Genomic DNA, 22,558 nt, shown 5'->3' on the forward strand with positions numbered 1-22,558 from the left:
CGGTGGCCCCGCCTCGCACCCGGGATTGCGAACGCGTAACAATGGAACGCATGTGTGTCCCTCCGACGCGCCGTACCCGCGCGTTCCGCCGCGCCTCACCCGTCCTGCTCGGGGAGGATGCCCTAGGCCTGTGGGAGGACTGCCGGTGAAGAATCCACGACCAGAGGATGATCGGACGGCCACAGATCGTCTGGCAGACTTCTCGTCCATGGGGGAACCGACCGAGATCCAGACGCCGGGCCGCGATGACGCGGCCCTCGGCCGCACCGGTGGTTCCGTCCAGGACCAGGGCGGTTCTCCGGCCCGGGCGGTGGACGGATCCGGTGGCAGTACCGCGCTGACCGGCGCCGGCTCGCTGCGGCGGCGGATCATGGCCCAGCGGCTGCGGCCCGCCCGGCCCCGGCTCTGGTTCGAGCTCGGCCTGATCGGCCTGAGCTACTGGCTCTACTCGCTGGTGCGCAACGCGGTTCCGGAGCAGGCCCTGATCGCCCAGCAGCACGCGGACTGGGTCTGGCACCTGGAGCAGAGCCTCGGCGTCGCCGTCGAGCGCTCGGTCAACCACGGCGTCAACTCGGTCACCTGGCTCATCGTCGGGATGAACTACTACTACGCGACGCTGCACTTCATCATCACCATAGCGGTGCTGGTCTGGCTCTACCGCAGCCATCCGGGCCGGTACGCGGCCAGCCGCACGGTGCTCTTCGTGACCACCGGGTTCGCCCTGGTCGGGTTCTACTTCTTCCCGCTGGCCCCGCCGCGGCTGGCCGGCTACGGCTTCGTGGACACCGTCGCGATCCACCACACCTGGGGCTCGCTCGCCTCGGGCGCCGGTGCCAGCGTCTCCAACCAGTTCGCCGCGATGCCCTCGATGCACATCGGCTGGTCCACCTGGTGCGGGCTGACGATCTTCTTCCTGGCCGAGCGCCGCTGGGTGCGGGCGCTGGGCCTGCTCTACCCGGCGGCCACACTGGTGGTGATCGTCTCCACCGCCAACCACTACTGGATGGACGCGGTGGGCGGCCTGGCCTGCCTGGGCGTCGGCTTCCTGGCCACCCGGCTCGTCTACCACCGCTGGGCCTACCAGTTCCCGCAGATCCCGGCCTCCTGGCAGACCCACCTGCCCGAGCAGCGGCTCACCGCGGTCGGCGCCGGGCACCGGGACTGACCCGCCCGCGGCTCCACGCCCGGCACACCTGCCGCACTCGCCGCACCCTCCTCACCCGTAGAACAGCCGCTCCACCACCGCCCGGGCCCGCCGGGTGGTGCGCCGGTAGTGGTCCACGAGCTCGCCGCTGTGCCCCGCGCCGTACCCCAGGTACCGGGCCAGGCCGGCGAGCTCGCGCGGTTCGTTCGGGAAGCTGTCCCCGGCCCGCCCGCGCACCAGCATCACCGCGCTACGCACCCGGGAGGCCAGCACCCAGGCCGCGTCCAGCACCTGCGCGTCCTCCTGGGCCAGCAGCCCGGCATCGGCGGCGGCCAGCAGCGCCTGCCGGGTGCGGGTGGTGCGCAGTCCCGGGACCTGGTGCCCGTGCTGCAGCTGGAGCAGCTGCACCGTCCACTCGACGTCCGCCAGCCCGCCGCGGCCGATCTTGGTGTGGGTGGTCGGGTCGGCCCCGCGCGGCAGCCGCTCGCGCTCGATCCGGGCCTTGATCCGGCGGATCTCCAGCAGGTCGCCCTCCGGCACCCCGCCGACCGGGTAGCGCAGCGGGTCGATCAGCTCGCGGAACTGCTCGCCGAGCTCCGCGTCCCCCGCCACCGGCTCGGCCCGCAGCAGCGCCTGGCTCTCCCAGACGTGCGACCAGCGGGCGTAGTAGGCCCGGTAGGAGCCCAGGGTGCGCACCAGCGGGCCCTGCCGGCCCTCCGGGCGCAGGTCCGCGTCGACCAGCAGGGCCGGCTCGGTGGCCGGCACGGCCAGCAGGGTGCGCAGCTCGTTGCAGACCCAGCGGGCCGCGGCGGTGGCGTCGTGCTCGGTCTGCGGCACCGGCTCGTGCACGAAGAGCACGTCGGCGTCCGAGCCGTAGCCGAGCTCCCGGCCGCCGAAGCGGCCCATCGCGATCACCGCGATCCGGGCCGGCAGCGCCTCGCCGTGCCGCTGCTCCCAGTCCGCGGTGCAGGCGGCCAGCGCGCCGGCCAGGGTGGCCGCGTTCAGGTCGGTCAGGGCGGCGGCGGCCGCCTCCAGCGCCTGGGCGGGCTCGTCGCCGAAGCGGCCCAGCAGGTCGGCCGCGGCGGTGCGGAACAGCTCGCGGCGACGCACCGAACGGGCCGCCGCCACGCCCTGCCCCGCGCTCGGCGCCCGGCCCACCGCGGCCCGGATCTCCTGTTCCAGCACGGCCCGCCCGCGCGGCACCAGGCCCTGCGGGTCGCCCAGCATGGCCACCGCCTCGGGCGCGCGCAGCAGCAGGTCCGGGGCCAGCCGGCCGGCCGAGAGCACCCGGGCCAGGCCCTCGGCCGCCGCACTCTCGTCCCGCAGCAGCCGCAGGTACCAGGGGGTGCGGCCGAGCGCGTCGGAGACCTGGCGGAAGCCCAGCAGGCCCGCGTCCGGGTCGGCGGAGTCGCTGAACCAGTCGAGCAGCACCGGCAGCAGGGTGCGCTGGATCGCCGCCTTGCGGGAGACCCCGGCCGCCAGTGCCATGAGGTGGCGCACCGCCGCCGCCGGGTCGGCGAAGCCCAGCGCCCGCAGGCGGGCCTCGGCGGCCTGCGGGCTCATCGCCGGGGTCCCCGGGGTGAGCGCCTCGCCGGCCGACAGCGAGGCCACCGCCGCCAGCAGCGGGCGGTAGAAGAGCTTCTCGTGCAGCCGCCGTACCTCCAGCGCGTGCCGGCGCCACTCGCGCTCCAGCGCCGCCACCGGGTCGGCCCGGGTGTCGTCGTTGATCATCGTGGTCAGCGAGCGGGCCAGCCGGCGCAGGTCGGCCTGGTCGGTGGGCATCAGGTGGGTGCGGCGCAGCCGGAACAGCTGGATCCGGTGCTCCAACGAGCGCAGGAAGCGGTAGGCGGCGTCCAGCGAGGCGGCGTCCGCGCGGCCCACGTAGCCGCCCTCCGACAGCGCCCGCAGCGCCGCCAGGGTGTTGCCGCTGCGCAGCGCCGGGTCGGTGCGCCCGTGCACCAGTTGCAGCAGCTGCACCGAGAACTCCACGTCGCGCAGGCCGCCGGGGCCGAGCTTGAGCTGGCGGTCCAGCTCGCCGGCCGGGATCGCGGCCACCACCCGGCGGCGCATCTGCTGCACGTCGGCGACGAAGTTCTCCCGGGCGGTGGCCTGCCAGACCATCGGGGCCAGCGCCGCCAGGTAGGCCTGGCCGAGCTCGGCGTCGCCGGCCACCGGCCGGGCCTTCAGCAGCGCCTGGAACTCCCAGGTCTTGGCCCAGCGCTGGTAGTAGGCCAGGTGGCTGGCCAGGGTGCGCACCAGCGGGCCGTTGCGGCCCTCCGGGCGCAGGTTGGCGTCCACCGGCCAGATGGTTCCCTCCCGGGTGGTGTCCGAGCAGAGCCGCATCATGGCCGCCGCCAGCCGGGTCGCGGCGCGCAGCGCGCGCTGCTCGTCCACCCCCTCGCGGGCCTCGGCGACGAAGATCACGTCCACGTCGGAGACGTAGTTCAGCTCGCGGCCGCCGCACTTGCCCATGCCGATCACCGCCAGCCGGCAGGCGTCGGCGGCGTCCGGCTCCTGCTCGGCGGCGATCTGCAGTGCGGTGCGCAGGGTGGCGCCGGCCAGGTCGGCCAGTTCGGCGGCGGTCTGCTCCAGGTCGGAGGAGCCGCTCAGGTCGCGGGCGGCGATGGTGAGCAGGCAGCGGCGGTAGCCGGCCCGCAGCGCGTCGGCGGGTGCGTCCTCGCCCGCCCGCACCCGCTGCTCCAGCTGGTGGCGGAAGTCCTCGGCCCCGGGGTGGATGTCGCTCAGCTCGAAGGTGTCCAGCGTGTGCCAGTCCCGCGGGTGGGTGGCCAGGTGGTCGCCGAGCGCGGCCGAGGCACCGAGCACGCCGAGCAGGCGGTCGCGCAGCGGCTTGGCGGTGGTCAGGGTGTCGCGCAGCACGTGCCGCTCGTCCTCGTCGAGCGCCTCCAGCAGGGCGGCCAGTCCCAGCAGCGCCAGGTCCGGGTCGGCGGTGGCGCCGAGCGCGTCCAGCAGCACCGGGTCGTCGGCCAGTCCGGCCAGCGCGGGGGCGGCCAGCCGGCGCACCGCCGCCTCGGGAGCGGTGAAGCCCCGGCGGACCAGCCGGTTCTCGGGCCTGCTGATGCGGCTGCCACCGGCCGTCATGCGGGGCTCCTCCCTGCTGGTCTGATGATCAGTCGGATCCTAGGCGCTCGGGGTCATCGTTCCCGGTCGCGCGCAAGGGACGCGCCCGGTGCCGGGGATTCACTACCGCCGCCCCGCCCCCGGCGGTGCGGGGACGGGGCGGCGGCGGGTCGGCCTGAGCGGCCGTCAGCCGCTGTCGGCGCTGTCGTCCAGGTTGATCGCCACGAAGGCGGCTCCCAACTGGTAGCCGTCCAACGTGGTGTTGAACCGCATCCGCAGGTTGGTGTCGCCCGCACGCATCAGCTTGGACACGTCGAAGACCGCCAGGTCCTGCCCGAAGGTGTTGTCGTAGTTCGGGTTGCGGGTGAACTGGTCGGAGGCGAACGGCGAGCTGATCGTCGAGTTCATGATGTCGTTCGCCGGGTGCCGGTCGTCGCTGATCTGCGTCTCCGGACCGTTGGTGGTCTTGATGGAGAGCGTGTCACCGGTGTATGTGCGGTCGCCGTCGTAGCCCACGTAGCCGAGCTTGGCGAACAGCTTGTCCTTGGCCGGGGTGTGGAAGCCGTTGACGTCGATGTCGATCGCCGGCGAGTTCGGCAGTTCGACCTGGAAGCCGTCCCACACCTGCAGGTGCCGCATCGGCTGGTTGCAGTCCTCGGTCGCGACCACCAGCGTCCAGCTGCCCCAGCTGTGCGGCGCGATCACCGTGTCCAGGTCGGCCACCTCGTAGGTGCCGCCGCCGGCCGCCTTGACGATGTCGGTCACGTCCGCGGAGGCCTGGTAGGCCGTCTCCTGGGTCGTGTTGATCTGGCCGATGTCGCCCTGGGCCGCGATGTCGCGGAACTCCGAGTCACCCGGGGCCTTGAAGTAGACCTCGTCCACCTGGGTGATCGGCAGCACCGTCTTGCCGATGCCGCGGGTGGCGCCCCAGTACAGCCGGGCGAACTTCACCGTGGCGGAGTCGGGCAGCGTCAGCGAGGCCGAGGAGGACGAGTAGATGTCGTCGCCGAGCGGGCCCTTGCGGCCGGGCGGCTCGATGTTGACGTACCGCATCTGGTAGTTGTTGTCGAAGATGTTCGGTCCGACCCCGTTGCGCGCGTCGGTGCACGGGGCGGTCCCCGCCTTGACCGGTGCCTTGGTCTCGTCGCAGGTCAGCAGGGTGTTGCCGATCCGGGTGATGTTGCCCTGCATGTCGGCTTGGAACCGGGTGGTGAACGGGATCGGGTGCTCGCTCAGCACCGGCGCGTTCGGGTCGTCGCGGTGCTCGGCACCGGCGCTGCCCCGCTCGGGCGCCGCCGCCGGGAGCGCCCCGGCCGCGGGAATGAACAGGAACTGGGCAGCCGCTGCGGTCGTCGCGGCGATCGCCACGGCACAACGGCGGACCAGCGTGCGCGCGCGCGTGGCGCGGCCTGCGGTGGTGGACATGACGGCCTTTCAGGTCGAACCCGGATCGGGCGCTGACACCCCGTCGACCGGGGCTGCCTCCCATCGCAGCACGTACTCTCTGCACCCACCCAGTTACGTTCCGCCAACAGTGCGGCCGCGTGCGGCCAACGTCGGAACAGCCGCACCAACGGCCGCACCTCACAGCCGGCGCGGACCGACGCCGTCCTCGGCGAGGGCGTCGCCGGGGTTCAGCAGCGCGCAGGCCTTCATCGACAGGCAGCCGCAGCCGATGCACCCGGTGAGCTCGGCCTCCAGCCGTTCGATGGTCAGCCGGCGCTCCTCCAGGCGGCGCTTCCAGCCGCGCGAGGCGCGCTGCCACTCCTGGTGGCTCGGCGGCCGGTCCAGCGGCACGTCGGCGAAGGCCTCGCGCAGGTCCTGCAGCGGGATGCCGATCCGCTTGGCCACCGAGATCAGCGCGACCCGGCGCAGCATGTGCCGGGGATAGCGGCGCTGGTTGCGCCCGTCGCGCTCGGAGGCGATCAGGCCGAGCTCCTCGTAGAACCTCAGCGCCGACACCGCTGCACCGGTCCGCGCGCTGACCTCGCCGATGGCCAGCCAGTCGTCCGGGGCGGCCCGGCTGTCGCCCGGCTGATGGGTCATCACTGCCTCCTGTTGACCTCAAGTTTAGTTGAGGCCCTACGGTCGGCTGCGCCAGCACGGCGAACAGACCGGAGAGGACCGCAGCCCGATGACCTTTGTGATCGCCCTGCCCTGTGTGGACGTCAAGGACAAGGCCTGCCTGGAGGAGTGCCCCGTCGACTGCATCTACGAGGGACAGCGGATGCTCTACATCCACCCGGACGAGTGCATCGACTGCGGCGCCTGCGAGCCGGTCTGCCCGGTCGAGGCGATCTACTTCGAGGACGACACTCCCCAGGAGTGGCGGCCCTTCACCACCGCGAACGCCGAGTTCTTCGACGACCTGGGCTCCCCGGGCGGCAGCGCGAAGCTCGGCCTGATCGAGCACGACCACCCGATGGTGGCGGCCCTGCCGGTCCAGGACCCCGTCTGACCGCAGCACGAACGGGCCCGGTCGCGGTGGCGTGCACGCCACCGCGACCGGGCCCGTCGGGGATCGACCTGCGGTTACAGCACCTGGAGGTTCTTGCGCAGCTCGAAGGGGGTGACCTCGGAGCGGTACTCCTCCCACTCCTGCTTCTTGTTCCTGAGGAAGAAGTCGAAGACGTGCTCGCCCAGGGTCTCGGCGACCAGTTCGCTGCGCTGCATCAGGTCGATCGCCTCGCCGAGGTTCTGCGGCATCGGCTGGATGCCCATGGCGCGGCGCTCGGCGTCGGACAGCGCCCAGACGTCGTCGTCGGCGCCGGGCGGCAGCTCGTAGCCCTCCTCGATGCCCTTCAGGCCGGCCGCCAGGGTGACCGCGTAGGCCAGGTAGGGGTTGCAGCCGGTGTCCAGCGAGCGGACCTCGATCCGGGTGGAGCCCTGCTTGCCCGGCTTGTACATCGGCACCCGGATCAGCGCCGAGCGGTTGTTGTGGCCCCAGCAGATGTACGACGGGGCCTCGCCGCCCGCGCCGGCGGTGCGCTGCGAGCCGCCCCAGATCCGCTTGTAGGAGTTGACCCACTGGTTGGTCACCGCGGCGGTCTCGGCGGCGTGCTTGAGCAGGCCGGCGATGAAGGAGCGGCCGACCTTGGAGAGCTGGTACTCGGCGCCGGACTCGTGGAAGGCGTTGCGGTCGCCCTCGAAGAGCGAGACGTGGGTGTGCATCCCGGAGCCGGGGTGCTGGGAGAACGGCTTGGGCATGAAGCTGGCGTGCACGCCCTGCTCCAGCGCGACCTCCTTGGTGACCAGCCGGAAGGTCATGATGTTGTCCGCCGTGGACAGCGCGTCGGCGTACCGCAGGTCGATCTCCTGCTGGCCCGGGGCGCCCTCGTGGTGCGAGAACTCCACCGAGATGCCCATCGACTCCAGGATGGTGATGGCCTGTCGGCGGAAGTCGTGGCCCACCCCGCGCGGGGTGTGGTCGAAGTAGCCGGACTGGTCGGCGGGCTCGGGCACGCTGCCGTCCCCGGGCAGGTTCTTCAGCAGGAAGAACTCGATCTCCGGGTGGGTGTAGAAGGTGAACCCCTGGGCGGAGGCCTTCTCCAGGGTGCGCTTGAGCACGTACCGCGGGTCGGCGAAGGACGGCGAGCCGTCCGGCATCAGGATGTCGCAGAACATCCGCGCGGTACCCGGGGTCTCCGAACGCCAGGGCAGTATCTGGAAGGTGGTCGGGTCCGGCTTGGCGATCATGTCCGACTCGTAGACCCGGGCGAAGCCCTCGATCGCCGAACCGTCGAAGCCGATGCCCTCCTCGAACGCCTGCTCCAGCTCGGCCGGCGCCACCGCCACCGACTTCAGGAACCCCAGCACGTCGGTGAACCACAGCCGGACGAACCGGATGTCACGCTCTTCGAGCGTACGAAGCACGAACTCCTGCTGCTTGCCCATGGGGACAGTCTCACCTCTGCTCTTTACGTTCGTGTTACGCACCACGCCGCCCTCGTCGGACGGTCCGTCGGATGTGCGAACGACTGGTGCCCATCATCCACCCGGACCCCCATAGCGTCAGAACGACGATTAGACTGCGGGCATGGCGAACCTGCGACTTGCCCTGGCCCAGACCGACCCCCGGGTCGGCGACATCGCCCACAACCGCGAGCAGGTGATCAGCTGGTCCAAGCGGGCCGTGGCAGCCGGTGCCCGGCTGGTCGCCTTCCCGGAGATGTCCCTGACCGGGTACCCGGTGGAGGACCTGGCGCTGCGCGCCTCCTTCGTCGAGGCCTCCCGGGCGGCCCTGGTCGAGCTGGCCGAGCTGCTGGCCGCCGAGGGGGCGGGCGAGACGCCGGTGGTGGTCGGCTACCTGGGCCGCTCGCCACGCACCGGCGCGCCGCAGAACTGCGCCGCGGTGCTGCACCGCGGCCGGGTCGCCACCCGGTTCGCCAAGCACTTCCTGCCCAACTACGGCGTCTTCGACGAGTACCGGTACTTCGAGCCGGGCGACCAGCTGCCGGTGCTGCGCCTGGACGGGGTGGACGTGGCGCTGGCCATCTGCGAGGACATCTGGCAGGAGGGCGGCCGGGTGGCGGCGGCCGGCCAGGCCGGTGCCGGGCTGCTGCTGACCCTCAACGGCTCGCCCTACGAGCGGGACAAGGACGACCAGCGGCTCGAACTGGTCCGCCGCCGGGCCGCCGAGGCGGGCTGCGCGCTGGCCTACCTCAACATGGTCGGCGGCCAGGACGAGCTGGTCTTCGACGGCGACTCGGTGGTGGTGGACGCGGCCGGCCGGGTGCTGGCCCGCGGCCCGCAGTTCGAGGAGAGCCTGCTGGTCCTGGACCTGGAGCTGCCGCAGGCGCACAGCGAGCTGGTGGACGGCACGGTGCTGGCCGACGGCCTGGCCCTGGTCCGGGTGGACCTGGGCGGCGCCCCCGCGCCCGCGCCCGCCGAGCCGCTCGTCCCGGCCCCGGCGCCGCGGCTGGACGACCTGGCCGAGGTGTACACCGCGCTGGTCACCGGCACCCGCGCCTACGTGCGCAAGAACGGCTTCGAGTCGGTGCTGATCGGCCTTTCGGGCGGGATCGACTCGGCGCTGGTGGCGGCCGTCGCGGTGGACGCGATCGGCGCCGAGCACGTGCACTGCGTCTCGATGCCCAGCCGCTACTCCTCCCAGCACTCCAAGGACGACGCGGCCGAGCTGGCCCGGCGCACCGGGCTGAACTTCCGCACCGTGTCGATCGCCCCGATGTTCGACGCCTACCTGGGCGCGGTGGAACTGACCGGGCTGGCCGAGGAGAACCTGCAGTCCCGGCTGCGCGGCACGCTGCTGATGGCGATCTCCAACCAGGAGGGCCACCTGGTGCTGGCCCCGGGCAACAAGAGCGAGCTGGCGGTGGGCTACTCCACCCTGTACGGCGACTCGGTGGGCGCCTTCGGCCCGATCAAGGACGTCTACAAGACGCTCGTCTTCGAGCTGGCCGCCTGGCGCAACGCGGTGGCCGCCGAGCGCGGCGAGCTGCCGCCGATCCCGGAGCACACCATCCTCAAGCCGCCCAGTGCCGAGCTGCGGCCGGACCAGGTGGACACCGACTCGCTGCCCGACTACCCGCTGCTGGACGCGGTGCTGACCCGGTACGTGGAGGGCGACCGGGGCCGGGACGCGATCGTGGCCGAGGGCTACCCGGCGGACGTGGTGGACCGGGTGGTGCGGCTGGTGGACGTCGCGGAGTACAAGCGCCGGCAGTACCCGCCGGGCCCGAAGGTCTCGCCGAAGAACTTCGGCCGGGACCGCCGACTGCCGATCACCAACGCCTGGCGCCGAGGCTGACCGGGCCTCGGCCGACCTGCCACCGGCCGAGGCCCGGTCAGCCGAGGCCCCGTCAGCCGACGGGCGGTCAGCGGTGGTACTGGTAGGCGGCGGCGATCGCCCGGTGGTCGCTGCCGTCGGCCGGCAGCACCCAGGAGTCGGTCGGCTTCATGCCCCGGCTCATGATCTGGTCGATCCGGGCCATCGGGAAGTCGGCCGGCCAGGAGAACCCGAAGCCGGAGCCGGCCGAGCCCTGGGCCGAGCGCAGCTGCGCGGTGACCGGGGCCAGGCTGCGGTCGTTCATGGTGCCGTTCAGGTCGCCGAGCAGCAGCACCTGGGCCAGCGGCTCGGCGGCCACCGCCTGCCCGAGCGCCTGGGCGCTGGCGTCGCGCTGCCCGGCGGTGAAGCCGTCGTCGAACTTCACCCGGACCGAGGGCAGGTGCGCCACGTACACCGCCAGCGGGCCCTGCGGGGTGGCCACCTGGGTGCGGAAGGCGCGGGTCCAGCCGATCCTGATGTCCACCACCCGGGTGTCCCCGACCGGGTAGGCGGACCACAGGCCCACCGTGCCCTCCACCACGTGGTACGGGTACTTGGCGGCCAGGCCCGCCGTGTAGGCGGGCAGCGCCGTGCCGGTCAGTTCCTCCAGCGCCACCAGCTTGGCCCCGGAGCCGTTGAGCAGTCGCAGCGTGCCGGGCATGTCGGAGTTGTCCGCGGCCACGTTGTGGTTGAGCACGGTGAAGCTTGAACTGCCACGGGCGCCCGGGCCGCTGCTCTTGTCGGTGAGCAGGCTGCCGAAGAGCAGGAACCAGAGCGTGGTCGGCACCAGCAGCGCGACCAGCGCGGTGGCCGAGCGGCGGCCCAGGGCCGGCACGAGCAGGACCGGCACGCCCAGGCCCAGCCACGGCAGGAAGGTCTCCAGCAGGCTGCCCAGGTTGCCGAAGGTGTTGGGCAGCGTGCGGTGGCAGCCGAGCAGCAGGGCCAGCAGCAGCGCCGCCCCGGCGAGCACCCAGCCGCGCCGCCAGGTGGTGCTGCCCCGGCGGTCCCGGCCCCAGGTCCAGCGGCCGGGCGCGGCCGACTCGCCGGGCCCCGGCGGCGCGGCGCCGTCGGCTGCGGCGCCGTCGGCTGCGGCGCCGTCGGCTGCGGCGCCGTCGGCTGCGGCGCCGTCGGCCGCGGTTGCCTCGTGGGCCTGGGTCATTCGGGGATCCCCCTGCTGCTCGCCGTCACGGTCGGTGCCGGGCGGATTGTCCCGTCATGTTGGGATTTTTCCGCTCAGCCTATGCCGGTACGGACGCCCGGGTGGGGGTGCGGGGTTCCCGCTTGGGCCGGTTCGGTGACCTCGGGGCCGGGACCGCGCAGTCCCTCCAGCAGGGTGTCGACGATCCGGGCCGACAGCTCGGGGTCGTCCAGCGGGGAGTCGTCGTAGATCACCGAGCGCAGCAGCATCGGGCCGACCAGCATCTCGGCGAAGAGCACCGGGTCCACGTCCGAGCGGAACTCGCCGCTGGCCATGCCGCGCCGGACCACCTCCCAGAGCAGCACCCGGCGCTCGTGGATCACCCGGTCGTAGTAGATCGCCTTGAGGCCGGGCAGCTGGTGCAGCTGCTCCAGCGCGACCTTGAGCACCCAGCGGGAGCGCTTGGCCAGGCCGCGCCGGCGCATGTGGTCGATCAGCACGATCACGTCGTCGCGCGCGCTGATCCCGGCCAGCGGCGGGGTGGGCTCCTCCAGCCGGGCGATCACGTCGACCAGCAGCGCCTCCTTGTTGGGCCAGCGCCGGTAGATGGTGGCCTTGCCGACCCCGGCGGCCTGCGCGATGCCCTCGATGGTCAGGTCCGCCAGGCTGCCGCCCTCGGTCATCTGGCGCACCACCGCGTCGCAGATGGCCTTCTCGGCCGCCTCGGAACGAGGGCGCCCCCGCCGGGGCGCCGCGCACGGCGGCTCCTCGGCGGGGGCCAGGATCGGGGTCTGTTCGGCTGCCATGGCCCTATTCTCCTTCGCCAAGATCAGGCCTTGGCCGAGGGGACCGGCTCGGCGGCGTCCGCCGGGGCCGGGGCGGCCGGGACGGCGCCCTTGCCGGGCAGGAAGAGCCAGGCCAGCAGCGCACCCGCCACGGTGATCACCGCGGACAGGCCCGCCACCACGTGCATCGCGTGGATGAACGACTCGTAGGCGGGCTGGACCAGCGCCTGGCCCTTCGGTCCGGCCTGCCCGGCCACCGCCAGGGTGGCCTCCAGCGACTCGCCGGCCTTGTCCCGGGCCGCGGCCGGCAGCGTGGAGAGCTTGTCCGAGATCCCGTCGCGGTAGACGGTGGAGAGCACCGCGCCCAGCACCGCGACCCCCAGCGAGCCGCCGACCTGCCGGAAGGTGTTGTTGATCGCCGAGCCGGCGCCGGCCTTCTCGCGCGGCAGCGAGCCCATGATCGCCACCGTCACCGGCGGCATCACGTGCGCCATGCCGGTGCCCATCACGAAGCCGGTCACCTCCAGCACCCAGATCGGGGTGGTCTGACCCAGCAGCAGGTAGCCGGCGAAGGCGACGGCGATCAGCGCCATGCCGCCGGTGCAGGTGGCCCGCACGCCGAGCTTGTCCACCACCAGCCGGGCCCTGGGCGCGAACGCCATCTGGGCCACCGCCAGCGGCAGCATCAGCGCGCCGGAGGCCAGCGCGGAGTAGCCGCGCACGCCCTGGGTGTAGAAGACGCCGAAGAACGAGACGCCCATCAGCGCGAAGAAGACCACGCCGACCACCGCCACCGAGGTGGAGAAGACCCGGTTGCGGAACCAGCTGATGTCCAGCGCCGGGGCACTGACCCGCTTCTCGTAGAGCACGAAGGCGGCCAGGGCGAGCACGCCGACCAGCACCGGCACCCAGGCCTGCGCCTTGGTGAAGTCGGCCAGCTCGCCGCCCTTGATGATGCCGTAGATCAGCGCGACCAGGCCGACGATGGACAGCAGCACGCCGACCGGGTCCAGCTTGCCGGGGCGGGGGTCCCTGGAGTCCGGGACCAGGACGAACATCGCCACCAGCGCGACGGCCACGATCGGCACGTTGATCAGGAAGACCGAGCCCCACCAGAAGTGCTCGATCAGCAGGCCGCCGGTGATCGGGCCGATCGCGATCGCCAGGCCCACCGCACCGGCCCAGATGCCGATCGCCTTGGGCTGCTCCTTGCGCTCGAAGACGTTCATGATGATGGCCAGCGTGGCCGGCATCACGAAGGCGCCGCCCAGGCCCATCACCGCGCGGTAGCCGATCAGCTGGTCGGGGCTGGTGGCCAGCGCCGAGAGCAGCGAGCCGAGGCCGAACACCAGCATGCCGCCGAGCAGCGCCTTCTTGCGGCCGAACCGGTCGCCCAGCAGCCCGGCGGTGAACAGCAGGCCGGCGAAGACCAGGGTGTAGGAGTTGATCGCCCACTCGAGGTCGCTCTGGGTGGCGCCCAGGCCGATCGGCTTCGGGGTCGCGATGGTCTTCATCGCGACGTTGAGGATCGAGTTGTCCAGGACGACCACCAGCAGCGCCAGGATCAGCGTGCCGAGGATCGCCCAGCGGCGGCGGTGGATCGCGTCCGGCACGCGTGGTGCCGTGTCGGGTGTTGCGGTGGTCATGCGTCTGTTCCCGTCCGTACGAGGAGGTGCTGGCGGCTGACGGGATCATGTCCGAGACGGGAGCGTCTCGAAATCCCCCGGCGCCGACTCTACTCGCTTTTACGATACGAGACGTACCCGTATCGCAAAGTCTGGGCAAAGCTCCCCCGGCACGGCCGGAGCCCGGGAGGTGCTTTGCGGCGTCGGCGTCTTTGCGCGGACGGCGGGCCGTGCAAGCATGGACGCAGATCCGGGGACGCCGTACGGCGCCACGAGACCACGACGCATCAGGAGCCTGTTCGATGAACGCTTCTCAGTCTTCGCCTGCCCCCACCGCCGCCAAGCCGGCCGAGGGGCACTCCCTGTACGGCGGAGTCACCAACCGCCGGGTGACCGTCCGCGACCTGGCCGCGGCCAAGCAGCGCGGGGAGCGGTGGGCCATGCTCACCGCCTACGACGCCCTGACCGCCAACGTCTTCGACCAGGCCGGGATCCCGGTCCTGCTGGTCGGCGACTCGGCGGGCAACTGCCACCTCGGCTACGAGACCACGGTGCCGGTCACCATGGACGAGATGGTGATGCTCTCGGCCGCCGTGGTGCGCGGCACCGAGCGCGCCCTGGTGATCGGCGACATGCCGTTCGGCTCCTACCAGGAGTCCCCCGCGCAGGCCCTGCGCAACGCCGCCCGGCTGATGAAGGAGGCCGGTGTGCACGCGGTCAAGCTGGAGGGCGGCGAGCGCAGCGCCCGCACCATCGAGTTGCTCACCGAGGCCGGCGTGCCGGTGATGGCGCACATCGGCCTGACCCCGCAGTCGGTGCACGCCCTGGGCGGCTACCCGGTGCAGGGCCGCGGCGACGAGGCGGCGCACAAGCTGCAGCGCGACGCCAAGGCGGTGCAGCAGGCCGGCGCCTTCGCCGTGGTGCTGGAGGCGGTGCCGGCCGAACTCGCCGCACAGGTCAGCGAGTCGCTGGCGGTGCCGACCGTCGGCATCGGCGCCGGGGCCGGCTGCGACGCCCAGGTGCTGGTCTGGACCGACATGGCCGGGATGACGGCCGGCCGGGTGCCGAAGTTCGTCAAGCAGTACGCCGACCTGCGCGCGGTGCTGGGCCAGGCCGCCCGCGAGTACGCCGACGAGGTGCGCGAGGGCAGCTTCCCGGCGCCCGAGCACACCTTCAAGTAGGCCGAGGCAGCCCGTGACAGCGGGCTGACAGCCGTCTGACAGCGGACCGGTGGCGACGCCGGTCCGCTGTCGGCGTCCTGACGGCGGCCCCGGGCAGTCTGGACGCATGACAACGCAGACCGCCATCGCCCCGCAGCGCGCGGGGCAGCCGCACCCGGTGGACCGGGTGAACGCCGTCGAGGCCCGCGGCATCGTGAAGCAGTTCGGCACCACCAAGGCCCTGGACGGGGTCGACCTGACGGTCCGCCAGGGCACCGTGCTCGGCGTGCTCGGCCCCAACGGGGCCGGCAAGACCACCCTGATCCGGATCCTGTCCACGCTGGTCCGCCCCGACGCCGGCACCGCCGTGGTCGGCGGCTACGACGTGCTGCGCCAGCCCAAGCAGCTGCGCCGCACGATAGGGCTCACCGGCCAGTACGCCTCGGTGGACGAGCTGCTCTCCGGCACCGAGAACCTCTACCTGATCGGCCGCCTGCTGGACCTGTCCGCCAAGCAGGCCAAGGCCCGCGCCGCCGAGCTGCTGGAGCGCTTCTCGCTCACCGAAGCGGCCGGCCGTCCGGCGAAGACCTACTCCGGCGGGATGCGCCGCCGGCTCGACCTGGCCGCCTCCATGATCGGCCACCCCAAGGTGCTCTACCTGGACGAGCCCACCACCGGTCTGGACCCGCGCACCCGCAACGAGGTCTGGGCCGAGGTGCAGCGGATGGTCGTCGAGGGCGCCACCGTGCTGCTCACCACCCAGTACATGGAGGAGGCCGAACAGCTCGCCTCCGACCTGACCGTGATCGACCGCGGCCGGGTGATCGCCAACGGCACGGTGACCGGCCTGAAGGCCCAGGTGGGGGGCCGCACGCTGCGCATCACCCCCGACCGTCCGGCCGAACTGCCCGAGATGGTGCGGGCCCTGACCGAGTGCGGGATCACCGGCGGCCACGCCGACCCGGACGGCCGGCTGGCCGTGCCGATCACCGACGAGGAGCTGCTGACCGCCGTCATCGGCGTGCTCGGCACCCGCGGCTTCACGGTGGCCGCCATCGACACCGAGGTACCCAGCCTGGACGAGGTCTTCCTCGCCCTCACCGGCCGGCAGGCCGCCACCGCCGAGGAGAGCGCGCGATGACCACCACCACCCTGACCCCCGCCACCCGTCCGGCGCCCACCGCGAGCACCGCCGCGGACACCCCGACCCGGGTCCGCGACCACCTGCGCCACATCGGCGCGCTGACCCGGCGCAACATCATGCGGATCAAGGCCGACCCGGAGTCGATGTTCGACGCGGTCCTGATGCCGATCATCTTCACCCTGCTCTTCGTCTACGTCTTCGGCGGCGCGGTCTCCGGCAGCCAGCAGGCCTACAAGCAGTGGCTGATCCCCGGCCTGCTCGGCACCACCGGGATGAACCTGGCGATGGCGGTCGGCACCGGCCTCAACACCGACCTGCAGACCGGGGTGATGGACCGGTTCCGCACCCTGCCGATCGGGCGCTCCTCGGTGCTGGTCGGCAAGATGCTGGCCGAGGCCTGCCGCGGCCTGGTCTCCTACACCGTGCTGGTCTGCTTCGCGCTGCTGCTCGGCATGGACTTCAAGACCGGCCCGCTCGGCGTGCTGGCCGCGGTCGGCCTGTCGCTGCTGTTCGGCATGGCGCTGGTCTGGGTTTCGATGCTGCTCGGGCTGGTGCTCAAGAGCGCCCAGGCGGTCCAGGGGCTCGGCATGCTGGTGCTGATGCCGCTGCAGTTCGGCAGCTCGATCTTCGCGCCGACCGCCACCATGCCGGGCTGGCTGCAGGCCTTCACCAAGTACAACCCGCTGTCCAACCTGGCCGACGCCTGCCGCAACCTGATCAACGGCGGGCCGCTGACCCACTCCGTCACCCTGGTGCTGCTCTGGTCGCTGGCGATCACCGCCGTGACCGCACCGCTGGCGGTCAGCCGCTTCCGCAAGCGGACCTGACGCCGGGTCAGAGCGCGTCGACCACCTCGTCCAGCAGGGCCGTGACCTCCTCCCAGGAGAGGTCGCGGCCCGCGGCGTACAGCCGCTCAGCCTCCTCGACCGGGCACAGCCGCAGCATCAGCTGCTCGCGGGCCCGGCGCAGCTCGCCCTCCAGGAAGCCGCCCTGGACTCCGGTCCGCGCACTGTGCGCCCCGATCAGCAGCCCGGCCAGCCGCACCAGGGCCTGGTCCCGGCCGCGTTCGGCCAGCAGCAGCAGGCTGCTGGCCATCACCGGCAGCATCAGCAGGGTGAGGTGCTCGGCGAAGGCCGAGACCGCCCCGGGCAGCGCCCGCAGTCGGCACAGCCCTTCGCGCAGGGCCGGGCCGGCCTCGTCCAACCGGCCCGCCTGGGCCAGCGTCACCGCCTCGACGCTGCCGACCAGCGCGTCGGTCAGCCCGGAGGCGCCGAGGCCGAACTGGATCCGGGCCGCCTTCAGCGCCGCCACCTCGGCCAGCGCCGCCTCGTGCTCGCCGCGGAAGGTGTACAGCCCGGCCAGCAGCGAGTGGCCGAAGAACTTCGCACCCTCGTTGACGTGCGCGCCCTCGGCTGCCAGCGCCAGGCCCTGGCGGATCAGCCGCTCCCCCTCCACCTGGTCCTGGTCCAGCACCGCCTCGCCCAGGCGCAGGGTGAGGATCGGCACCTCCTGGGGCGCGCCGAGCTCCTCGGCCAGCTCGATCGCCCGGCGGTAGGAGGCGGCCGCGCCGACGTTGTCGCCGGCGAACCCGGCCGTCTCGGCCTGCGCCGCCAGCGACTCGGTCAGCCCCCAGCTGTCGCCCAGCCGGGAGTAGATCTCCAGCGCCTCGGCCCCGTCCGCCCGGGCCCGCTCCAGCCCGCCGAACCGGTCGTTGGAGATCTTGGCGCGCAGCTGCAGCGCCCAGGCCAGCTCGCTCTGCCGGCCGTAGCGGCGGCAGCCCGCCACCGCGTCGTCGAGGATCACCAGCATGTCCTCGGCCCGGCCGGCCAGGAAGCAGGCGAAGATCCGCAGCATCGGCACGTGGGTGTAGGTCTGCGGCAGGCCGTCGTGGTAGGCCTGGATGATCCGCGGGGCGCGCACCAGCGTCGCCTGGTCGGCCATCACCGCCAGGTCCCCCTCCATCCGGGTCAGCAGGTTCAGGATCCAGGCCTGCCGCCGGGCCTCCTGCAGCACCGGGTCGGGCCACGGCAGCGGGTACGCCAGCGGGTCCTGCTCCACCGGCTCGGGGGCCGGCGCGTGCTCGCCGAACGGGTCCGCGCCGAGCGCGCAGACCCGGTCCGCCCAGTCGGCCGCCTCGGCCCGGTAGTCGCGCAGCATCCAGAACCAGGCCATGCCCAGCAGCAGCGCCAGCGCGTCCGGCTCCCGGCCGTCCGCCACCGCGTGCCGCAGCGCGGCCCGCACGTTGTCCTGCTCGCGCTCCAGCACGGTGAGCAGGTGCAGCTGGCGGGAGCTGTGCACGTGCTGGGCCGAGTCCCGGACCAGTTCCCGAAAGGCCGTCAGGTGCCGCAGCCGGGTGCCCTGGTCGCCGGCCTCGGCCAGTCGCTCGGCGGCGTACTCGTGGATCGTCTCCAGCATCCAGTAGCGCGGCGGCCCCGCCTGGTTCAGCCCGGCCACCACCAGCGACTTGTCCACCAGTGAGAAGAGCAGCTCGGCCACCTGGCCGGAGCGCACCAGCTCGCCGTCGGCGCACACCAGCTCGGCGTGCTCCAGGGTCCAGCCGCCGGCGAAGACCGCCAGCCGGCCCAGCAGCGCGCGCTCGCGCGCGTCCAGCAGCTCCCAGCTCCAGTCGACCACCGCGCGCAGCGTCTGCTGACGGGGCAGCAGCACCCGGCTGCCACCGGTCAGCAGCGCGAACCGGCCGTCCAACCGGTCGGCCAGCTGACGGGGCGTCATCGAGCGCAGCCGGGCCGCGGCCAGCTCGATGGCCAGCGGCAGGCCGTCCAGCCGGCGGCAGATCTCGGCGCAGGCGGCCGGGTCGTCCTCCGGCTGGAAGCCGGGGCGGGCGGCGGCCCCGCGCTCGGCCAGCAGCCGCAGCGCGACCGGGTCCGGCAGCGGCTCCACCGGCAGCACCGACTCGCCCGGCACGCCGAGCGGCTCCCGGCTGGTGGCCAGCACCGTCAGTCCCGGGCACTCGGCGAGCAGTTGGTCGGCGAGTTCGGCGGCGGCCTGCACCAGGTGCTCGCAGTTGTCGAGCAGCAGCAGCATCCGGGTCTGGCCGCAGTGCTCGACGATGCGGCGCACCGGGTCCACCGGGCCCTCGGGCACCGTGGTGTGCAGCTGGGTGGCGCGCAGGCCGAGCGCGGTGAGCACCAGACCCGGCACTCCCGCCGGGTCCTCCAGCGGGGCCAGCTCGACCTGCCAGACGCCGTCCGGCCAGCGCCCGCCCCGCTGGGCCAGCCGGCCGGCCTCCACCGAGAGCCGGGTCTTGCCGGAACCGCCGGGGCCGGTCAGGGTGACCAGCCGGGCCGTGCCGATCAGCTCGCCGAGGGCGGCCAGGTCCTGCTCGCGCCCGACAAAGCTGGTCAGCCCGGCCCGCAGGTTGCCCGGCGGGCCCGACTGCGCGCGGCCCGCGGTCGGCCGGGCGGTGGCACGCGGCGGCCCGGGCGGCTCCTGCTGGGTGAGCAGTTCCCGGTGCACGGCCCGCAGTTCGGCGCTCGGGTCGGCGCCCAGCTGGTCGGCCAGCGCCTGCCGCAGCTGCTCGTAGCGCTCCAACGCCTCGGCGGTGCGCCCGCTCTCGCGCAGTGCCCGCAGCCAGAGCAGGTGCAGCGGCTCGTCCAGCGGGTGGTCGGCGCACAGGCCGGCCAGCTCGGCCACCACCTCGCCGGAGCGGCCCAGCTCCAGCTCGGCGGCCAGCTTGGCCCGCCGCGCCTCGGCCCGCTGCGCCTCCAGCCGCACCGCGTTGCCCGCCCGGTCCGGCAGGTCGGCCAGCGCCGGGCCGCGCCACAGCGCCAGGGCCGCGCCCAGCTGCTCGGTGGCCACCCCCGGCTCACCGGCCGCCAGCGCGCGGCTGCCCTCGGCGGCCAGCGCCTGGAACCGGCTCAGGTCGCTGGCCGGGTCGGTCAGCCAGTAGCCGCCGGGCCCGGAGCCGACCCGCTCGCGCCCCAGGGTGCGGCGCAGCCGGCCCACCAGGGTCTGCAGCGCGGCGGCCGCGTCCTGCGGCGGCTCGTCCTCCCACACCTCGGCGACCAGCACCTCGGCCGGTACCGGGGCGCCCTGGCGCAGCACCAGGGCGGTGAGCAGGGCGCGCAGCCGGGCGCCGCCGAGCGGCACGGGGGTGCCGTCGTCGTGGGTCGCGGTGGTGGTGCCGAGGATGCCGTAGTGCACCGGACCATTCTGGGCCAGCCTGGGCCGACCGGGTTACCGTCTACCCTCCCTATGGAGTGGGGATCCAGTTAGAGGAGTGGGAAATGAGCTTCGCCGACGCCAGGGCCGACCGCGAGCACCGCCGGATCAGCCCGGTCTTCTGGGTGTTGGTCGCCACCATGGGCACCTCCGCCTGGGCGGCCTGGTCCGGCTACGGCTCGGGCGGGTTCGGCGTCTTCCTGTTCGTGGTGTCCGGCTGGCTGGTCTCGCTCTGCCTGCACGAGTACGGGCACGCGCGCACCGCGCTGCACGGCGGGGACATCACGGTGGGGGCCAAGGGCTACCTGACGCTCAATCCGTTCAAGTACACCCACGCCCTCTACAGCATCGTGATGCCGCTGGTCTTCGTGCTGCTGGGCGGGATCGGCCTGCCGGGCGGGGCGGTCTTCATCGAGCGCGACCGGATCCGCGGCCGGCTCAAGCACAGCCTGGTGTCGGCGGCCGGCCCGCTGGTCAACCTGGCCTTCGCGGTGGTGCTGCTGGTGCCGGTCGGCCAGGGCTGGCTGGACTCGGCGCCGGGCACCACGCAGATCGACGGCTACCCGGTGCCCACGCTGGCGGCCGCGTTCGGCTTCCTGGGCCTGCTGCAGCTGTCGGCGACGCTGCTCAACCTGCTGCCGGTGCCGGGCCTGGACGGCTACGGGATCGTCGAGCCCTGGCTGTCCTACAAGACCCGGGCGGCGGTGCGCCCGTTCGCGCAGTTCGGCATGCTCGCGGTCTTCGCGCTGCTGTGGCAGCCGGAGGTCAACCGGCAGTTCTTCGACCTGCTGCGGTCGGTGATGGACCTGTTCGGCGTGAACACCTACTACTTCGGGGCCGTCGGCCACGACCTGTTCCGGTTCTGGAACCAGTGACCGACGGCCGGGCCGGCTGACCGAGCGCCGGGCTCGGCCGACCGGCTGCGGGGCTCAGCCCTGCTCGGCGGCCCGGCGCAGTTTCTCGCGGCGCAGGTGGAACCAGGCGATGTTGCTGGAGACCCCGGCCAGCAGCACCCAGATCACCCCGAGCCAGTTGCCCTGCACGAAGGAGACCACGGCGGCGGCCACCGCGAGGACGAAGACGATCGAGGCGTACAGGGCGTTGCGGGGCATGCGGCCGGCTCCAGGGGTCGGGACTGTCGGCGTCCATTGTCGCCGCTGCGGGCGGCCACCCCGAACCGGGGTGGCCGCCCGCCGGGTCACACGTCCGTGATCCGCAGCCCCGCGTGCGCCTTGTAGCGGCGGTTGACCGAGATCAGGTTGGCCACCAGCGCCTCCACCTGGTGCGCGTTGCGCAGCCGCCCGGCGTAGACCCCGCGCATGCCGGGGATCTTGCCGGCCAGCGCCTGGACCAGGTCGGTGGCGGCCCGCTGGTCGCCGAGCACGAGCACGTCGGTGTCGATCGAGTCCAGCTCGCGGTCCTGCAGTAGCACCGCCGACAGGTGGTGGAAGGCGGCGGTCACCCGGGACTCGGGCAGCAGCGCGGCGGCCTGCTCGGCGGCGCTGCCCTCGGCCGGCTTGAGCGCGTAGGCGCCCTGCTTGTCGAAGCCCAGCGGGTTGACGCAGTCCACCACGATCTTGCCGGCCAGCTCGGCCCGCAGTGCGGTGAGCGTCTGCGCGTGCCCGTCCCAGGGCACCGCGACGATCACGATGTCGCTGCGCCGGGCGCAGCCGGCGTTGTCCGCGCCGCGCACGCCGTACCCGAGTTCGGCGGCGGCCGCCTCGGCCCGCTCGGCGGTGCGGGAGCCGATGATCACCTGCTGGCCGGCCTTGGCCAGCCGGTAGGCCAGGCCGCGGCCCTGGTCGCCGGTGCCGCCGAGCACGCCGACCACCAGGGAGTCCAGGTCGGCGGCCGGCTGGGTCGCTGATTCGAGGGAAGTCATGCCCGAGATCCTGCCAAATCCGGCGGTCGGCCTCCATCCTGACCCGATGGACGCGAAGAGTGTGGGCGCGCTGCGCCAGACCCTGGCCGGGTCACCGCTGCTGGACGCCACCCGCGGCTTCGCCGCCGCGCTGCGCGCCGCGGTGACCCGGCGCACCGCGCGCGGGCTGCTGCTGGTCGGCTCGACCGGGTACGAGCCCTGGCACCTGGCCGCCCACCTGGACGAGGAGGCCGCCTGGTCCGGGGTGCCGCAGCTGGCGCCGCGACTGGTCCGCCACCAGCCCACCGCCCTGGGCACCCCCGCCCATCTGCGGCTCGGCCTGGACGATCTGGCCGCGGCCCGGCGCGGCCAGACCGTGCTGGTGGTCACCCCGCAGGCGGCCGGGACACCGCTGTTGGAGCGGATGGCGGACGCCCGGCGCGGCGGGGCCACCGTGCTGGCGCTGGCCGGCGCCGATCCGCAGCTGACCGGGCTGGCGCACCAGCAGCTGACCGTGGATCAGGTGCCGGACGAGGGCTTCGACCTGGTCCAGCACCTGGTCAGCGCCGCCGCCGGGGAGCCGGCCCGCACGCTGCCGGGCCGGCTGGCCCGGCTGGCCCGCCAGCTCGGCGGGGAGCCGGCCCAGCGCTGGTGAG

The 22,558-nt window shown here is 73.3% G+C and carries 18 protein-coding genes; 8 read left to right on the forward strand and 10 right to left on the reverse strand.

The annotated features are described in order from the left end of the window. The first annotated feature begins 208 nt into the window (after positions 1-208). A complete protein-coding gene (locus C7C46_RS17785) occupies positions 209-1,165 on the forward strand; it encodes a phosphatase PAP2 family protein (protein WP_245984483.1) in 957 nt (318 codons plus the stop codon). 51 nt (positions 1,166-1,216) lie between these two features. Here the strand turns inward: C7C46_RS17785 and C7C46_RS17790 are convergent, their stop codons facing one another. From C7C46_RS17790 to soxR, 3 genes are all read right to left on the reverse strand, one after another. After that, complete coding sequence (locus tag C7C46_RS17790; protein WP_110670824.1) at positions 1,217-4,243, reverse strand: bifunctional [glutamine synthetase] adenylyltransferase/[glutamine synthetase]-adenylyl-L-tyrosine phosphorylase; 3,027 nt, start codon at positions 4,241-4,243, stop codon at positions 1,217-1,219. A 165-nt stretch (positions 4,244-4,408) separates the two neighbouring features. After that, positions 4,409-5,647 carry a hypothetical protein gene (locus C7C46_RS17795; protein ID WP_110670826.1) on the reverse strand — a complete coding sequence of 413 codons (1,239 nt, stop codon included), beginning with the start codon at positions 5,645-5,647 and terminating at the stop codon, positions 4,409-4,411. 159 nt (positions 5,648-5,806) lie between these two features. Then, a complete protein-coding gene (soxR, locus tag C7C46_RS17800; protein WP_110670827.1) occupies positions 5,807-6,268 on the reverse strand; it encodes a redox-sensitive transcriptional activator SoxR in 462 nt (153 codons plus the stop codon). A gap of 88 nt (positions 6,269-6,356) precedes the next feature. On the opposite strand from soxR, the gene fdxA reads away from it, so the two are divergent. After that, positions 6,357-6,680 (forward strand): ferredoxin, encoded by a 324-nt coding sequence (gene fdxA, locus C7C46_RS17805; protein WP_110670829.1) that lies wholly within the window; start codon positions 6,357-6,359, stop codon positions 6,678-6,680. A gap of 74 nt (positions 6,681-6,754) precedes the next feature. On the opposite strand, the gene C7C46_RS17810 is transcribed toward fdxA, so the two are convergent. Further along, complete coding sequence (locus tag C7C46_RS17810) at positions 6,755-8,116, reverse strand: glutamine synthetase family protein (protein WP_110670831.1); 1,362 nt, start codon at positions 8,114-8,116, stop codon at positions 6,755-6,757. A gap of 142 nt (positions 8,117-8,258) precedes the next feature. Here C7C46_RS17810 and C7C46_RS17815 point away from each other — a divergent pair, with 142 nt between their 5' ends. After that, the gene (locus tag C7C46_RS17815; protein ID WP_110670833.1) at positions 8,259-9,989 is read left to right on the forward strand and encodes an NAD+ synthase; all 1,731 of its coding nucleotides are present in this window, start codon (positions 8,259-8,261) and stop codon (positions 9,987-9,989) included. A gap of 67 nt (positions 9,990-10,056) precedes the next feature. Here the strand turns inward: C7C46_RS17815 and C7C46_RS17820 are convergent, their stop codons facing one another. The 3 genes from C7C46_RS17820 to C7C46_RS17830 all read right to left on the reverse strand — a co-directional run bounded on the left by C7C46_RS17820 (position 10,057) and on the right by C7C46_RS17830 (position 13,576). Next, positions 10,057-11,166, reverse strand: coding sequence for an endonuclease/exonuclease/phosphatase family protein (locus tag C7C46_RS17820; RefSeq protein ID WP_110670835.1), 1,110 nt, complete (start codon positions 11,164-11,166; stop codon positions 10,057-10,059). A gap of 74 nt (positions 11,167-11,240) precedes the next feature. Beyond that, the gene (locus C7C46_RS17825; RefSeq protein ID WP_110670837.1) at positions 11,241-11,951 is read right to left on the reverse strand and encodes a TetR/AcrR family transcriptional regulator; all 711 of its coding nucleotides are present in this window, start codon (positions 11,949-11,951) and stop codon (positions 11,241-11,243) included. Between the two features lie 23 nt (positions 11,952-11,974). Continuing rightward, positions 11,975-13,576 (reverse strand): MFS transporter, encoded by a 1,602-nt coding sequence (locus C7C46_RS17830; RefSeq protein WP_110670839.1) that lies wholly within the window; start codon positions 13,574-13,576, stop codon positions 11,975-11,977. A 281-nt stretch (positions 13,577-13,857) separates the two neighbouring features. Here C7C46_RS17830 and panB point away from each other — a divergent pair, with 281 nt between their 5' ends. The 3 genes from panB (at position 13,858) to C7C46_RS17845 (ending at position 16,686) form a co-directional block, all read left to right on the forward strand. Then, a complete protein-coding gene (gene panB / locus C7C46_RS17835; RefSeq protein WP_110670840.1) occupies positions 13,858-14,736 on the forward strand; it encodes a 3-methyl-2-oxobutanoate hydroxymethyltransferase in 879 nt (292 codons plus the stop codon). 106 nt (positions 14,737-14,842) lie between these two features. Then, positions 14,843-15,856: an ATP-binding cassette domain-containing protein gene (locus tag C7C46_RS17840; protein ID WP_110670841.1), complete on the forward strand. Its 1,014-nt coding sequence runs from the start codon at positions 14,843-14,845 to the stop codon at positions 15,854-15,856. Continuing rightward, positions 15,853-16,686 (forward strand): ABC transporter permease, encoded by an 834-nt coding sequence (locus tag C7C46_RS17845; protein ID WP_110670842.1) that lies wholly within the window; start codon positions 15,853-15,855, stop codon positions 16,684-16,686. Before C7C46_RS17840 ends, C7C46_RS17845 begins: the two co-directional genes overlap by 4 nt. Positions 16,687-16,693: 7 nt before the next feature. Here C7C46_RS17845 and C7C46_RS17850 read toward each other — a convergent pair whose 3' ends face one another. Further along, on the reverse strand, positions 16,694-20,023 hold the full coding sequence (locus C7C46_RS17850) for an AfsR/SARP family transcriptional regulator (RefSeq protein WP_110670843.1): 3,330 nt from the start codon (positions 20,021-20,023) through the stop codon (positions 16,694-16,696). An 83-nt stretch (positions 20,024-20,106) separates the two neighbouring features. Here C7C46_RS17850 and C7C46_RS17855 point away from each other — a divergent pair, with 83 nt between their 5' ends. Continuing rightward, positions 20,107-20,916: a site-2 protease family protein gene (locus C7C46_RS17855; protein WP_110670844.1), complete on the forward strand. Its 810-nt coding sequence runs from the start codon at positions 20,107-20,109 to the stop codon at positions 20,914-20,916. Positions 20,917-20,970: 54 nt separating this feature from the next. Here the strand turns inward: C7C46_RS17855 and C7C46_RS17860 are convergent, their stop codons facing one another. Both C7C46_RS17860 and npdG read right to left on the reverse strand, forming a co-directional pair. Then, on the reverse strand, positions 20,971-21,153 hold the full coding sequence (locus tag C7C46_RS17860) for a hypothetical protein (protein ID WP_110670845.1): 183 nt from the start codon (positions 21,151-21,153) through the stop codon (positions 20,971-20,973). An 86-nt stretch (positions 21,154-21,239) separates the two neighbouring features. Next, on the reverse strand, positions 21,240-21,923 hold the full coding sequence (gene npdG / locus C7C46_RS17865) for an NADPH-dependent F420 reductase (protein ID WP_110670846.1): 684 nt from the start codon (positions 21,921-21,923) through the stop codon (positions 21,240-21,242). A gap of 46 nt (positions 21,924-21,969) precedes the next feature. Here npdG and C7C46_RS17870 point away from each other — a divergent pair, with 46 nt between their 5' ends. Continuing rightward, positions 21,970-22,557, forward strand: coding sequence for a hypothetical protein (locus C7C46_RS17870; protein WP_110670864.1), 588 nt, complete (start codon positions 21,970-21,972; stop codon positions 22,555-22,557). Position 22,558: the final 1 nt, after the last annotated feature.

This window comes from Streptomyces tateyamensis (assembly GCF_003205575.1).
Classification (GTDB): Bacteria; Actinomycetota; Actinomycetes; order Streptomycetales; family Streptomycetaceae; genus Kitasatospora; species Kitasatospora tateyamensis.